Annotated in this window: 16 protein-coding genes; all 16 read left to right on the top strand. The window is 61.3% G+C overall.

All coding sequences use genetic code 11. The features are described from left to right. Positions 1-43 precede the first annotated feature (43 nt). The 16 genes from ACQY4S_RS21385 (at position 44) to ACQY4S_RS21310 (ending at position 15,205) form a co-directional block, all read left to right on the top strand. On the top strand, positions 44-1,312 hold the full coding sequence (locus ACQY4S_RS21385; RefSeq protein ID WP_428487221.1) for a tyrosine-type recombinase/integrase: 1,269 nt from the start codon (positions 44-46) through the stop codon (positions 1,310-1,312). Between the two features lie 5 nt (positions 1,313-1,317). Then, a complete protein-coding gene (locus ACQY4S_RS21380) occupies positions 1,318-1,764 on the top strand; it encodes a hypothetical protein (RefSeq protein WP_428487220.1) in 447 nt (148 codons plus the stop codon). A 114-nt stretch (positions 1,765-1,878) separates the two neighbouring features. Continuing rightward, positions 1,879-2,100 carry a helix-turn-helix domain-containing protein gene (locus tag ACQY4S_RS21375; RefSeq protein ID WP_428487219.1) on the top strand — a complete coding sequence of 74 codons (222 nt, stop codon included), beginning with the start codon at positions 1,879-1,881 and terminating at the stop codon, positions 2,098-2,100. Between the two features lie 113 nt (positions 2,101-2,213). Continuing rightward, positions 2,214-2,702: a hypothetical protein gene (locus ACQY4S_RS21370; protein ID WP_428487218.1), complete on the top strand. Its 489-nt coding sequence runs from the start codon at positions 2,214-2,216 to the stop codon at positions 2,700-2,702. After that, positions 2,699-3,901 (top strand): hypothetical protein, encoded by a 1,203-nt coding sequence (locus ACQY4S_RS21365; protein WP_428487217.1) that lies wholly within the window; start codon positions 2,699-2,701, stop codon positions 3,899-3,901. The genes ACQY4S_RS21370 and ACQY4S_RS21365 overlap by 4 nt, the downstream gene beginning before the upstream one ends. After that, entirely contained in the window at positions 3,891-5,075 is a 1,185-nt protein-coding gene (locus ACQY4S_RS21360) for an AAA family ATPase (protein WP_428487216.1), read from the top strand. Before ACQY4S_RS21365 ends, ACQY4S_RS21360 begins: the two co-directional genes overlap by 11 nt. A 423-nt stretch (positions 5,076-5,498) precedes the next feature. Beyond that, positions 5,499-5,900 carry a hypothetical protein gene (locus ACQY4S_RS21355; RefSeq protein ID WP_428487215.1) on the top strand — a complete coding sequence of 134 codons (402 nt, stop codon included), beginning with the start codon at positions 5,499-5,501 and terminating at the stop codon, positions 5,898-5,900. 24 nt (positions 5,901-5,924) lie between these two features. Then, on the top strand, positions 5,925-7,838 hold the full coding sequence (locus ACQY4S_RS21350) for a hypothetical protein (protein WP_428487214.1): 1,914 nt from the start codon (positions 5,925-5,927) through the stop codon (positions 7,836-7,838). 321 nt (positions 7,839-8,159) lie between these two features. Then, positions 8,160-8,522 (top strand): hypothetical protein, encoded by a 363-nt coding sequence (locus tag ACQY4S_RS21345; protein WP_428487213.1) that lies wholly within the window; start codon positions 8,160-8,162, stop codon positions 8,520-8,522. A gap of 85 nt (positions 8,523-8,607) precedes the next feature. Continuing rightward, positions 8,608-9,864 (top strand): hypothetical protein, encoded by a 1,257-nt coding sequence (locus ACQY4S_RS21340; RefSeq protein WP_428487211.1) that lies wholly within the window; start codon positions 8,608-8,610, stop codon positions 9,862-9,864. 1 nt (position 9,865) lies between these two features. Continuing rightward, entirely contained in the window at positions 9,866-10,222 is a 357-nt protein-coding gene (locus ACQY4S_RS21335) for a hypothetical protein (RefSeq protein WP_428487210.1), read from the top strand. After that, positions 10,213-11,886 carry a hypothetical protein gene (locus ACQY4S_RS21330; RefSeq protein WP_428487209.1) on the top strand — a complete coding sequence of 558 codons (1,674 nt, stop codon included), beginning with the start codon at positions 10,213-10,215 and terminating at the stop codon, positions 11,884-11,886. Before ACQY4S_RS21335 ends, ACQY4S_RS21330 begins: the two co-directional genes overlap by 10 nt. Next, entirely contained in the window at positions 11,883-12,143 is a 261-nt protein-coding gene (locus ACQY4S_RS21325; protein WP_428487208.1) for a hypothetical protein, read from the top strand. The genes ACQY4S_RS21330 and ACQY4S_RS21325 overlap by 4 nt, the downstream gene beginning before the upstream one ends. After that, the gene (locus ACQY4S_RS21320) at positions 12,144-13,136 is read left to right on the top strand and encodes a hypothetical protein (protein ID WP_428487207.1); all 993 of its coding nucleotides are present in this window, start codon (positions 12,144-12,146) and stop codon (positions 13,134-13,136) included. A 9-nt stretch (positions 13,137-13,145) separates the two neighbouring features. Then, entirely contained in the window at positions 13,146-15,008 is a 1,863-nt protein-coding gene (locus ACQY4S_RS21315) for a hypothetical protein (RefSeq protein WP_428487206.1), read from the top strand. Between the two features lie 8 nt (positions 15,009-15,016). After that, positions 15,017-15,205, top strand: a complete 189-nt coding sequence (locus ACQY4S_RS21310) for a hypothetical protein (protein ID WP_428487205.1) — start codon at positions 15,017-15,019, stop codon at positions 15,203-15,205. The last annotated feature ends 29 nt before the right edge of the window (positions 15,206-15,234 follow it).

The following is a 15,234-nucleotide window of genomic DNA, read 5'->3' as shown; positions in this document are numbered from 1 at the left end:
GGGATAGATTGTGGGATAGATCGTGGGTCAGGGAGTTGGGCGGATGGCGCGGAAGATCGGCAAATTGTCATCGGCGGCGGTCAAGAATGCGAACAAGCCCGGCCTCTATGGGGACGGTGTCGGGCTCTATTTGAACGTCGGCCCTACCGGCGGAAAGAGTTGGCTGTTCCGGTTCATGCTGAACGGCGCGGCGCGGGAGATGGGACTCGGCCCGCTGCACACCATTGGGCTGGCGGAAGCCAGGGAGCGGGCCGCCGCCGCCCGCAAGCTCCGGCTGGACGGGATCGACCCGCTGGACGCCAGGCGGGCGGAGAAGGTGCGCAAGGCCGCCGAGGCGGCAGCCGAGGCCGCCGCGCTGGTGACCTTCAGAAAGGCCGCGGAAAGCTACATTGAAGCCAACAAGGCCGCATGGCGGAATGAAAAGCACGCCTGGCAATGGGGCGCGACCTTGGCGGCGCATGTCTACCCGGTGATCGGAGATGTCGCAGTATCAGCGGTCAACACCGGGCATGTCACCCGCATTCTGACGCCGATCTGGAACACCAAGGCGGAGACGGCAGCACGGGTTCGGGGCCGCATCGAAACCGTGCTCGACTTCGCCAAGGTGCATGGTTGGCGCGCCGGAGAGAACCCGGCCCGGTGGAAGGGGCACCTGGATAACGTTCTGCCCGCCCGCGCGAAGGTATCCAAGGTCGAACACCATGCGGCCTTGCCGTGGACAGAGATCGGCGCGTTCATGGCGGAACTGGAAAAGCTGGAAGGTGTCGCCGGCTTAGCCTTACGATTCGCGATCCTGACAGCCGCCCGGACAGGCGAGGTGATCGGCGCGACCTGGGCGGAGATCGACCTGAAGGCCGCCGTCTGGACGGTGCCAGGCGCCCGCATGAAGGCCGGTGCTGAACATCGCGTGCCCTTATCCGATGCCGCCCTGGCCGTGCTGCGGCAGGCCGCGAAGCTACGCCAGACCGAAACGGCTGATGCGCCAGTCTTTGCCGGCGGCAAGGGCGGCAAGGCGTCCACCGGGCTTTCCAACATGGCCATGCTGGCGGTGCTGCGGCGGATGGGGCGCGATGATCTGACCGTGCATGGGTTCCGGTCCAGCTTTCGCGATTGGGCGGCCGAGGCGACCAGGCACGAGCATGCGGTTGTCGAGAAGGCGTTGGCGCACACGATCGATTCGAAGGTGGAGGCCGCCTACCGCCGCGGCGACCTGTTCGAGAAGCGCCAAAGGTTGATGAACGATTGGGCAGCGTTCTGCGGTCGCACCGGATCAGACACGAACACGGTTCTGCCGATCCGGGCGATGGGGTAGGGGCGATGGATCAAGCAGCATACACCGCCATGTGGATCGACCAATCTGAAACCTGGTGGAGGGAGACCGGTAATTCACTGCATGTCTGGCGTGCTCTTGCATACTGCTTGAATGCTGATCCACCCCTTCCGATTCCCGCATGGTGCCTGCCGTATCTTGCACAAACTACCCGCAATATTGAGCGCTTGGCGTCAGGTTGGGACTTTCAAGGTGACGCGCCCGTTGACCCGGACAAGGCGCTCGCTCGTGTCCCCCACGCCATGGGTCTGAGCCGCCAAGGAAAGAAAAACGCCTTTATCCAAATGGCTGATCACGGACACGATGACCGGCATGGACTAGATGCCGATCGTGGGCACAACGCAGTTGAGGCGATCACGAAAGAGCGCAACATATCTCCCGAGCGGGCGAGACGACGCCTTGCTCAGACCAAACGAATCGCACGTCAAGGGTAAAACTTCGGGGGAAGTTGAGAGGCCAGGTCGAAACCTCTGCCAAACTTCTGACGTGGCTTCAGAAACGAACCCCGCATATTTGGTTCCCCGCACAAACATGCATGCGGAGCCATTATGGAAAACCCAACCCCGAAATTCACGACGATCGACAACTGGATTGTCATGTCCGGCATGGGCAGGCGCAGTGTCTATGAGTATCTTGGCAGCGGCGAACTGAAAGCCGTCAAGGTTGGCTCGCGCACCTTGATCGACGTTGAAGCCGGCTTAGCGTGGCTGCGGTCCCGGCCGCCGGCTGTCATCCGCGCGCCCCGGCCACGTCAGCCGGTTGCAGCATAAGAAAACCCCACACGCGGCGGCGTGCGGGGCTTCTGGATAGGCAATCAGTGACACCGATTATTTAGCCGAGCCGGACCGATCGTGCAAGCCGCGTCCATATTCAGGACGCAAAAATGCTCCCCTTCATTCAGATCAGCAAACCATCGGATATAGACAAACTCATTGCCGAAATGGCGCGACTTGAAAAGCCACACCGCGTGGAACTGCTGCGCTCCGTGCGTCAGCACGAAACGAACCTGGTGGAGTTGGGGCGCACCGCGGACGCGCCTACGCGAGAACTGGAGCGGTCCCTGCGGCCGACCATCGTGCTCTTGGGCGATGACGATTATTCCACCACCGGCCCCATCGGCTGGACCGCTTTTCGCCGCCTAGGCTACTGGGCGCGCGGCGCGATGGTCCACGCAACTGGCGGCGACGTTGCCTCATACCGGCTCGCTATCGAATTGGCACTTACGAAGCAGCGGTTCCTGCTGATCGAAACTAGTTCGGCACATGCTCATGAATGGGGCGCGGCACTGCACAAGCGCAACATTCCCGCCATCGGTTTGCTGCCGCCAGCCGGCGTGCATCCGCTACCGATGGCTCGGAGCGAGATGCAGTGACCGACACTCTCACCGTGATTCGTTCCCGCTATCTGCGACTGGCCAAGACTATCCACGCGGACGGCCGCACCGAAGCCTACGGCAACGCCAAGACAATCGACCTATTCGAAATGCCCGCGCATAACCTGGACGCCATAGGGTATTGGCTGGCGCGCCTGCTTCCGCAACCAAGTTGCGCGGTGGTATTTGGTGCCATCGCCGATCCCGCCCGCATCCGGAACGTTCGGCGCCTGGCCTATCCGGACCCCGCAACCGGCGATCCGCCGACCTTGCGAGCGGTGCCACATCAATGGGTCGCGCTTGATATGGACGGGGTAGCGCGGCCCGACAGCATCCGGGCCGATGATCTGGCCGCCTGTGCTGCCGAGGCCGTCCAGTGCCTTCCTGGCGCATTTCACGGCGTGCGCTGCATTGTCCAGGCCACCACGTCGCATGGGATCAAGCTAGGTTGCCGGCTGCGGTTGTGGTTCTGGCTGTCACGACCGGCAACGGGCGACGAGCTAGGCTTCTGGCTGAAGCAATATCCGGTTGATCCCTGCACCTTTCGCCCCGCGCAACCGATTTACACCGCAGCTCCGGTGTTCGTCGGCAGGCCGGATCACCTGCCTTGCCGGATCGTAGACACCCCCGGCGCGGCTTGCGTGATGGTGCCACACCCGGACACCCTGAAACCCCCATCAAGACCGCCAGAACTGGGACGCAGACTCGATCGCGAAACCACGTCGGACAGCGACGTCGTATCGTTCGTTGACGACATAATCAGCCGCGTCCGTGCCGCACCGGATACCGCGAAACACTATACCCTCCGCAACATGGCGCGGTTGCTGGGGGGCATTCAGCACCAGGCCCGTTTCAGCGACGCCGAGGCGGTGCGGTGGCTGGTGGATGCGTTGCCGAGCACGGCGCTTGATCTGGATGCAGCACAGAAGACGGCTCAATGGGGGCTGGACGCGGGGCGCCACGCACCGATCCCGGTGCCGAGGCGCAAGTCTGATCGGCCGCATGTGCCCGATTCCCGCCGGCAAACCACTGCCCGCACCGCATTCCGGTTGCTGCGCATGGGCGTCTCGGAAGACCAACTGCTGGCAACGCTGCACGCGATGAACGGCTGCCGGGATCAACCGCTTCCACCGCACGTCATTGCCGAGACAGCCTCATGGGCAGCACAGCAATCCGCAGGTTACGCCCATGCCGGATGATGGCGGTTACGCGCGTACCCTCCATCGCAGCAAGCTTGAGCCGATCGGCGCAGACAGGATTCCGCCCCGGCCATGGGCATACGGAAGCTTCCTGTTGTTCGGCAGTGCCGCCGTCATCGGTGCGGTGGATGGCGGTGGCAAGGGCGCGATCAGTGTTGTCATGATGTTGGCCACGATCACCGGACGCCCACTGCTCGGGGAACGGATATGGCGAACCGGACCCGTGGCGATTGTCTCTTACGAAGATGACGAAACCGAATGGCATCGTCGAATCGCTGCCGCCTGCATCCATTACCAACTGGATTATGATGCAGTCCTGCGGAGCGTCCACTTCATTCACAACCCGAGCGGTCGGGTGTCCTTTGCCGCATCGGTTGATGGCTTCGTTACCTACCCGGATGGCGCTGCAATCATCGAACAACTGAAGGCCATCGGCGCCGCGATGATGCTAATCGACCCCTTCAACCATGCCCACAACCTCGACGACGGCAACAACAACGCCATGATTGCCAAGGTCGCAGGCGAAATGTCCCGTATCGCCCGCGAAAGCGATGCTGCGGTTCTGGTCTTGCATCACCTGCGGAAAGGTTCGGCCGGAAACCCTGACGACCTGATGGGCGCCACCAGCTTGCGAGCTACGTTTCGAAGTTGCCGCATCCTGGCACGGATGACGCCAGAGGTGGCGGAGAAGATGAACATTCCAGATCCATGGCGCTACATCCGGATCGCGGGATCGAAAGAGAACTACGCACCGCCGCCGGAAAAGGCATCGTGGTTCAAGTTGATCGGCGTGCCGCTGAACAACGCCACCGCAGAGTATCCGGATGGCGACGAGATCGGCGTGGCGACGGTCTGGCAGGCACGTCCCATGTTTGAAGGCATGGACGCCGCTGCACTGGCATCCGTCTTCTCGGTTCTGCGCCGCTCAGACCACAGCCCAAATAAGCAGGCCAAGCACACGCCATGGGCTGGCAAGCCGCTGATGGACATCGGTGGCCGCGCCGAGCGTGAGGCCAGTCGGATCATCGCCGCATGGATAGAGTCCGGAGTCCTGGTGAAGAGCAAATATTACCATGACGCGAGTAAGCATTCAGTCGAGCGGGTGACGGTAGACGACGCCAAGGCGGCAGAAATCTTGGCAGAGATCGGCGTCGTCAATGCGCTCACGGATTGAGGCGAGACATGCGGGTAGACATGCGGGAGACATGCGGCCGCATGTGTGGTTTTTCCCTAGGCCAAAGGCATAGACATGCGGGTGCGGGAGACATGCGGGTAACCTGCGGAATTTTGGGCTTGGCCGCGCGGGTGGTGGGGGTGCGCGCCGCAGCGCGCCCTCCCCACACCGCACGCAACCGGCGATGTCAACGGTCCGATTGCGGGGAAAAGGGCCACGAATTCCGCTACCTCTCGCATCGAATGCTTTCGCTCGGCCGTCCCGGACTTCTTGCGTCACCCCACCGAAACATAGGCGGACGTATCTTCCACCACACTTGGCGCTGTCATCGGCCTGCTACAACACAACTCCGCACAACGGCGCACTCATCCCACAAATTAACCCACGAAACTACTTGCGGTGCGTTCATGTGCTGATGCAGAGATGACAACCATGCCAACCATGCCAACCAACACCGCATCTATCCCGCCGATCGGACCCTACTCTCGTCCCGCTGCACTGGCGAAACGGGACGGACGCACCCGCGAAGCTCGGCTGATGCGTGACACTCGTGCGGCATTGATTGCACATGTCGGCGGCAACCCATCAACCACGCAAGCCATGCTGATCAATCAGGCGGTGCAGTTGACGGTTCGCATCGCATCGATGGATCGCAAGTTTACCGAGACCGAGCAGCAAACCGAACACGACTCCCGGACGTACCTCGCCTGGGCAAACAGCCTATCGCGTCTACTGCGCCAGCTTGGCCTCAAGGTCGCCCCGCCTCCTCTGCCACGTGTCAGGACGCCACGGCAGATCACGGGCCTTGATCCACTGACCCCATGATGAGCAGGACGTGCGGGACCTGAGATGCACGATGGCGCGGCTATCTCGGACGCCTTGACTGACCCTGAGATGTTCGGTCCGCACTTCAGGGGCACATCCTGGAACGCCTGGCGGGCTTTCGTGGCCGCCCTGTTCGCCGCGCCGATGACAACCGAACAGGTCGCGCTGTTCCGGCTCTACACCGGCCGGACCACGGCACCGGCCACGCCATTCACGGAGGCTGCGTTGATCGTCGGCCGCCGTGGCGGAAAATCGCGCGTGCTGGCGTTTGTCGCGGTCGCGCTGGCGGTGCTGCGGTCTTATGACGAACACCTGGCGGCCGGCGAGGTGGCGACGATTGGTGTGCTGGCGCAGACCCAGAAGCAAGGGCGGAGCATCTTCCGCTTCGTCCAGGGCCTGCTACGCGAGATACCGAGCCTGCGCCCGATGATCCTGGACGAGACCCAGGACACGATCCTGCTGTCCAACCGCGTGCAGATCGAGATTGCGGCCGCAAGCTTCCGCAGCACGCGCGGCTACAGCTACGCGGCGGTGCTGGCCGATGAGGTGGCATTCTGGCGATCCGAGGAAAGCCTCAACCCCGATACCGAAATCCTACGCGCGCTTCGTCCCGGCATGGCGTCGATACCCGGATCGGTCTTGATGCTGGCGTCTAGCCCCTACGGCAAGAAGGGGGCGCTGTATAACTCATTCCGTCGTCACTATGGGAAGGACGATGCCAGAGTCCTGGTATGGAAAGCCCCAACGGAGGCGATGAACCCGCGCATTGATCCGGCGATCATTGCTGAGGCATACGAAGAAGACCCGGAGGCAGCACGCGCCGAATACGGCGCAGAATTTCGCGACGACCTGGCCGACTTCATCACGCGCGAGGCGATCGACGCCATTACCATGTGGGGACGGCATGAACTGCCCCCCGAACCGGGTGCTGAGCATCAGGCGTTTGTTGATCCGTCCGGGGGAGCTAGCGATTCGTTCACCTTGGCGATTGGCCATCAGGCCGGCGACATTGGCATTCTGGATGCGCTGCTGGAGATCCGGCCGCCGTTTGATCCGGACGTGGCGGTTGCCGAATGTGCCGCGCTGTTAAAGCGCTACGGCATAACCCGGATCGTTGGGGACCACTATGCCGGTCTGTGGCCGGTTGCCCGATTTGCCGCGCATGGCATCACGTTCGAGCAGTCGGCCAGAGGGAAATCCGACATCTATGCCGACTTCCTGCCGCTGGCGAACGCTGGCCGCGTGGAGTTGCTGGACCACAAGCGGTTGGCGTCACAGTTCGTCGGGCTGGAGCGGCGCACGGGCCGATCGGGTAAGGACAGTATCGCGGAACCCAAGGGCGCACATGATGATTGTGCCAATGCCGCGGCCGGTGTGCTGGTCGGTCTGGATCTGGATCGCCGGCCGGCGATGGTGCGGTCTGGCGATCTCCTAACCGGGCATGCGGCATTGCCGTTGCCGACGGTGTGCAAGGGCATCTTCGCGACGCTCGCTGTCAGTCGGCAAGGCATTGTGGCTGTCATTTTTTGCGCCATGACGTTTGACGATACGATGGTGGTGCTGGATTACGATGCCGGACCACTGACCGGCGGCTTGTTCAGTGGCATTGCCACGCGCCTGGCCGAGCTGGCGACGGCGATACGGGCACAGCGTGGGGGAGTGTTGTTCGTGCAGCCGGATTTGGTACGCCCGGCTCAGGTCGCGGGATATTTCGTGCACGAGATTCCGGAGCATCTCCAGCTTTCCGATCTGCTGCTGTTGCCGGCCGCGGCGCACATCGCGGCGGGCCGGGTGAAGTTATGCCTGCCGGCTCATCTGAAGGCGCAGACATCGGCTTTCGGTGGCGCGCTGGACTTTCGTGGCGGCGACGATGGCGACGATCCGCTGCGGCGGGCGGCGTTGTGGGCAATTACACTGGCGCTCGATCCACCGCCATAGGGCGTCTTACTCTCTACTCCGTAGTAAAGGCGCACACACACGCACAAGATGTGAGAGAAAATCCGCATTTTACTTGAACATGGCGGCCCAATGCCTTATATTGTGTTGCATGGCGACCATAACCGTTTCTATGACGCTCCCCTCTGACCTCCGCGATCGTCTTGACGCCGTAGCCTCGCACGCGAGGGTGACGCGTTCGTGGCTAGCGACAACGGTCCTGACGGGCTGGCTGGACCGCCTGGACGCCGTTGCCGTTGCCCGAGGCGGTGCTCAGGCGGAAGCCGTCAGTGCGGCCATCGCACAGGCGCTGGACGCGCGACCATGACCGAGACCGAGCGACGGGCGCGCATGGAAATTGCGGAAATTCGCGACGAGATGGCTGTCATCATCGAGCGAAATTTGTTGTCACGGTTTGCGCGAGCTGCACCCAAGGACCGGATTGCGATCGAGGTAACGGCGCGTCTGGCTGAGCATGTCAGCTACTCGACGCGGCAAATCCGTGGGCGGGGCTGCAATGAGTTGGATGCGGAGCAACACATAAGCGGCACGCAGACGCTTCTAAACGGACTGCACGGCCTCGGAACGGATCGGATTGCCGGCACGATGGCTGAAACAATTGCCATCGATGCACTCCAAGTCTCCGCGGCTATTCGAGCGTGCGCGCAGCCGATCGGCACCGCATGATCTTCATTCCCGTACGGCGGCCTAGTCACCCGCCGGACCCGGCCGCCGCTGCGTTTGTTGGCCCTTGCACGGCGGCGGCCACCTCTTGAACGAACTTGAAACCGCACGACTGATCGCGACGGGGTTGATGACCAGCCCCACTCCGTGTGCCGATCACATGCTATGGGCTATCCGGATCACATCGACCGGAACGGCCGAAAGAGTTGCGCTCAATGAAACGGTATTTCGTGATCCAAACATCTGGTTAGACCCGGAAATGCTATCGCGAGTTGCCGGCCTGCCAGTTTTAGTTGAGCACCCGGCCGGTGGCCGCCTCACCTCTTCTGAGTTTTCTGACAGGAACGTTGGCAGTATTTTGTTGCCATACATCGCTGATGCAGATGGATTTCAGAACGACACTGATCCTGCGAATTTCGGGCCGGACGTATGGGCCGTGGCCAGGATTTATGACGACGCAACAAACAATCTGTTGCAGGAGCGGACGATTTCGACCAGCCCTTCGGTCAATTTTAGTCCGAGCGATGGCAATGTGACGATCCCGCTAGGCGACGGCAGTCATGTTTTGCTCGAAAAATCTCCGCAACACCTCTGCCACGTCAGCTTGGTGGAAAACGGCGTGTGGGATCGCGAGAACGGCCCGTCCGGTATTAGGAACGACTTATTGAAAGGTAGTGACATGAGCGACGAGATCGAAAAAACCCCCGAGGAAAAAGAAGCTGAGGCGCCCAATGATGCCGCAGCCGATATGGAAGCGAAGATCGACCAGATACTTGCGCACATGGGGACCATAGGTGCGAGGATGGATGCCATGGAGGCAGCCGACAAGGCGCGTCGGGATACTAGGCGCAAAGATGCGGATGGCCTCGATCTGAACGACGATGGTTCGCTTCCAGGCCGCGGGGAGACGCGGCGAACGGCCGCCGATACGGCGAAGGACGAACGCGCCGATGCTGCTGCCAAGGCGCTTGTCCAGGCTCGTGCGGATGCCGCGTATCTGGGACTTGGTTCGCGCGCGCCGTCGCCGATGATGGGCGAAACGTTGCAGGGCTACCGGTCCCGGATGGCGCGTGGTTTGCAGCGGCATTCGGCGGGCTTTGACAAGATCGATCTGGCCACGCTGTCAGGCCCGGCCTTCGACGCGATCGAGGACCGGATTTATGGCGATGCGGTCGTTGCGGCGCGCACGCCTGAAACCATTCCAGGCGTGATCCGAGAGGTTGTCAAAGTCGATCCCGCCACCGGCCAGCGCACGATCAATTTTTTTGGTGATCATACGTTCATCCACGAGATGAAACGTCCATCGCGCCGCTTGATCGGCATCAACACGCGACCGGCAGGCTGAGATGAGCGGGTCCTATTCACAATATTGGGGTGCGACGCCGGTCGATCCGGTCCAAGCCTTTAATACGTCCGGGGCGTTGATACTAAGAAACATTACCGTCCCGACTGTCATCAAGCCCGTTCCCGGTCACATCGCCCGTGTCACCGTCATCACGCAAGGCAGCCCTGGCTCGTTCATTTTTAATGACTGCGCAAGATTGGCTGACGCCAGCCTCGGAAATCAGATGCTGAAAATCACCGCGACGATGGCGGCGGCTATGCCGAATCAGAGTATGGATTTGTATTTTTCGGTTGGCATTGTCTTGTCAGGTGTGCCGGGTGGCGGAGCGATCGAGGTTGCCTTCAACGCATGGAGGTAGACTCCGCCTCCGGCTTGATGACCTCGGTCGATCGCGACGCGGCTATGATGCAGTTTCGCCAGCGCGTGGAGGCGATGATCGTTCAATATCGCACGCTGCATCCCGGCGCGGTCTTCGAGAAAGAGGATAATTATGCCTCTGATCTGCTGCAACTGCATCTGCACGCGGATGCGCTGATGCGTCGTCTGCGGGCGCGGTGTCCCGACAGACAATGGGTGGAATACGACTGCGCCACGGTGCTGATGCTGCTGCTTCGAAACGAGGAAGCCGGACAGATCCTCATGGCGGCGCTCGCACGGTTCGGGCCAAATGCCTGGGTGTTATACATGCTGGCGATCGCTGCCATGCTCGTCGGCCTACAGGACGGAGCCGTGGCGTTTGTGCGCCAAGCCATAGCGTCCGATCCCGCGGCATTGCTGCCGCGACAGGCGCTCTTCGACTTTTTGCTATACCATGAACGCACGACGCCGGAAGATTTGCTGGCAGCGGCGCGTGACAGCGCCGCGCTGTTGCCACGCAGCGTGCAACCGCTGTTCAATAACACCCGCGCACCCGACCGAAAGCTGACGATTGGCCTGCTGGGTGGGCATTTCCGCGCCGATGCACCGGGATGGGTAACCGTCCGCGGCATTGAAAACCTTGATCGGGCGCAGTTTGACGTGATTTGCCTGTCGAATATTCCACTGCGGGATGATCCCGTCACGCATCGCTTTCGTTTTCGGTCGCAATGGCTGGAGGTGTGCGCGATGGACAATCTCGCGCTGGTTGCCACCGCGCGCGAACGCGGGATCGATATCCTACTCGATATAGGCGGACAGGGGACAAGTGGCCGACTGTCCGCCTGCGCCCATCGCTTGGCACCGGTGCAGATCACGTGGGCCGGCGGCAAAGAAGGCACCGCCGGCATGCCGGAGATGGATTGGTTCATCACCGATTGGTGGCATACGCCGCCTGAGTTTGAGGCGCATTTTACCGAGCGCCTACTATACTTGCCAGGCAGCTATGTCTGCTACAGCCCGCCGCCGTATGCGCCGGATGTCGTGCCGTTGCCCACTCTGGCGAACGGCCATGTGACATTCGGCTGTTTCCATGAATTGGTAAAGATCAACGCTGGCGTGATCGACACCTGGTCGGTGATCCTTCGCCGGGTGCCGACAGCACGGCTGATTTTGAAGGCTAACGGGCTTCACGATAGGCAGACCATCGACCGGATGCGGGCGGTCTTCGTGGCGAACGGGATCGACCCTGGACGGCTTGAGTTGCGGAGCTCGTCTAGCCATCGACGCTACATGGCCGAGTGGTGTGAAATCGACGTGGCCCTGGCCCCATTCCCCCATTCCGGTGGCGTGACCACCTGCGAGGCGCTCTGGATGGGCGTGCCCTCAATTGCCCTAGCGGGCGATTTCTTCGCCGGACGGCATTCGTCCGGACACATGCGTAACGTCGGCCTGGCGGATTGGATCGCCGGTTCCGTGCCGGACTACATCGAAATGGCTGTGGCGCGGGCCGCCGATGTTCCGGCGCTGGCCGCATTGCGCGCTGGCCTGCGGGAGCGGATGCGGCACAGCCCGTTGTGCGATGGTCCGCGGTTTGGCCGGAACCTGGGGGCGGCACTGCGGCATGCCTGGCGCGTCTGGTGTGACGAGGAAAGGTTGGCTGCATGACAGAAGCTGATCACGCGGCGGTGGCGTCGATCATGCGCCAGGCTGATGGTCTGGCGGATCAGATCCTGGCCGCCGAGGTGCCTGGGATCGGCGTCTACCGTGCGCTTTATGGCCTGGTCAATTTCGCCGGCGGCTCCGGCCTATTCACTGCCACCAATCGCCACCAGAGAGCGCTACAGCGGTTGCCGGCGGAAACCGACATGGCAGCATGGGCCGCCAGTGAGGCGCGTCTGGCCGCCATCCGGGATGTCGCGTAAGTGCGTTTCTACAGCATCGACATCACGTCACCCACGACTGGAGCGTCTTTGCTGCCGTCATCTCTCGGCGGCATGGGGATTACGAGCTTGTTGCCGACCGGCGGGTTCAATCCGGCCGCGCTGAATGTGGAACTGGATATACCCTTGGCGCCATTTCATGTGCCGGCAGGATCGGCGTACGTGCGGATCTGGGGGCTTGGGCTTCGCGACATCGGCAACGCCTACGACCTGAACGGCGCCGACATTTCAGTGTATGGCGGCATGTCGAAAGGACTGCCATTGGCTGATCCGAGCCAAGCGCGACTTTTGGTCAAGGGGCAAATATTGCAGGCATTCGGGAACTGGATTGGCACCGATCAAAGTATTGATCTGGTCTTCTATCCAGCCACTGGCACCGCGACCACGCCGATGAACTTCGTGCTGGACTGGCAGGCGGGAACAACGCTTGCGAGCGCTCTGTCCAACACGTTCGCAACCGCATTGCCGACGGCCAAGCAAACCATCAACCTCAGCCCGCGCCTGGTGCTCTCTCATGTCGAAACGGGCTATTGGGGCACGCTTGAGTCCATGGCGGCTGTGCTGAATCCGTTGAGCAAATCCATTATCACTGATGCAGGTTATCCAGGCGTCATCATCTCCTACGATGGTGCGACAGTGATTGCCTCCGATCTGTATGGGCCGGCAAACCCTGCCACGGCTATTTCGTTTCAAGATTTGGTCGGACAGCCGACTTGGCGGGAAGCGAACGTGGTTCAAATCAAGACCGTCATGCGCGGGGATATCGATCTGCTTGATTTGGTGACGTTACCTCAGACATTGATCACGAACAACGCGGCGGCGTTTACATCATTCCAAGGGCAGGACAAGAACAAGCTGACGTTCTCAGGAAATTTCAATGTCATTGCAATCCACCACTACGGCAATTTCCGGCAACCAGATGCCAATTCCTGGGCAACCGTGCTCGACATGACGCCACAACTCAAGGTGGCCTGAGCCGTGGCCGTGAAAAGTATTATCGACATAGAAATAAATGATGGCGCCTTCGTCAGGTTCCAATCCCTGTTTAATAAGTATAGCGAACAACTCAAACAGACGCCTGAGATGTGGCGCACAACGGGAACCGAAGCCGTTGCCGCGATGGAAGGCGTGATTGGCGGGGCGGAGGCCGTAGAAGCAGCAACGCATGGCACGGCGAAGGCAGCAACCGATGTTTCCGCGGCTCATGCCAAAGGCGCCACGGCTCTTGCGGGTCAAGCAGGTTCTCTTCAGAAAGCCGTTGGCTCACAATCGGCGGCCAGCCGCATTGCGGCCTCTCAGGCAGCGGCTTGGCGCGACATGGCTCGGAATGCAAAGACGTTCGTCGGCCATATTACCGATGCGACGAAAACCCTCCTGCGCTGGGGTGAACTCACCGGCCTGATCGGCGGTCTACTTGGCGGCGGCGGCTTGTTCGGTATTGATCGCCTTGCCATCGGCGCCGGTAATTCCCGACGTTCCGCCATGGGCCTCGGCGTCACGCCCGGCGAGGAAAAAGCGTTTGATGTCAATTACGGACGGCTCGTGGACCCTAACCGTTTCCTGGAAAATATAAACACGGCGAAGACCGACGTTCGGAGCAACCAGTTTCTTGCACTCAATGCATCTGGAATATCGTCTGCTGATATCCAGAATAAAAATAACGCCGATTTAGCCATCGAATCAGTTCAAGCATTGAAGAGACTGGTCGATAAGACGCCGCTTGGTCCGATGTTTGCTCCGACAATGTCCGCTTACAGAGCCGACTCTGTCATGAGCTTAAGCGAACTTCAACGCCTAAAAGCCACGCCAGCCAACGAGGTCGCGGGCTATGGCAAACAATATCAGACCGATGTCAAAGCCCTCGACCTGACCACACAACAGCAGAAAGCTTGGCAAGACCTCCAGGTGCAAATGCACCGAGCTGGCGAGGAAATCGAGACGACGTTCATCCGAGGATTGACGCCACTTGCGCCTCAATTGGAGAAGCTGTCCAGCGCCTTCACCGGCCTCGTCAGCTCGTTCCTGCAAAGCCCCCAAGTTAAGGCATGGATTGATGACCTGGCGGAAGGGCTGGGGGCGTTCGCCAAGTTCATTGGCACGCCGCAATTCGCCGCGGACGTGGAGTCCTTCACGTCGAAGGTTGGGGCCTTGGCGCGATCAATCGGCTCGGCTTTTGAGTATGCGGCCAGTTGGGTTATTCCTGACGACAAGTCCAAGCAGGCCGCCGCGACGCCGGGGACATCGTTGAACAAGTCCGAGACGGCACCCGGCGAATCGGGATGGGGCTTTACCCCAGGGTTGGGGTTCCACTGGACGCCGCTCACGGAACCTCGTGGTGTCCGAAACAACAACCCACTGAATCTGAGCTATGCGCCTGGTCAGGGAGCGGTTGGGTCAGATGGGCGCTTCGGCGTCTATGACACGCCGGAGGCAGGCTTTGCCGCATCCGAGCGACAGCTTCTGCGATACCAAGCCGGTGGGGTTGGCACGCTCAGCGGGGTGATCAACAAATGGGCACCCGCCAGCGACGGAAACGACACGAACAGCTACATAGCCAGCGTTTCGCGCGGCACCGGGCTGGCGCCTGATGCCCCGCTTGATTTCCGCAATCGCGAGACGGCCGCGGCTGTAGTCGCCGAAATGGCCCGTCATGAAACCGGGCGGCGCTTTGACCCGGAGGTTGTTCAGCGTGGCGTCGATCAGGGCCTGAGCGGGCAGCAACTGGCCCGTGCCGCGACCGCGCTTGAAGCGCTTGCCAGAGCGCAGAAGCCGGGCGGCGCTTCTGTCACCGTCATGAACCAAACCGGCGGCAACGCTGTCGTATCCGCCAGCCAGTTGGCACATTGAGGATTCCGATGCACGATCCCGACATCATCATCGTCCACGGCGGACTTCCGGGCGGCGAAGCGATGCAGGCGCGGGTCGGTGGTAAATCGATTGCGCGCGAGCCGGGTGAAACCCTGGACGCGTTTCAGGCGCGGGCGGTGGATGCCGCGTGGTATGGAGAGCACCCGTTCGTCGTCATTGGCGGACTGCCGGCATGACCGTTGGGGCCGTCCCTCTCGGAACGGCC

Origin of the sequence: Rhodopila sp. (genome assembly GCF_965276935.1) — a bacterium.
GTDB lineage: Bacteria > Pseudomonadota > Alphaproteobacteria > Acetobacterales > Acetobacteraceae > Rhodopila.
The sequence above is the reverse complement of the archived record's forward strand: the minus strand, read 5'-3'. Positions and strand labels throughout refer to the sequence as shown.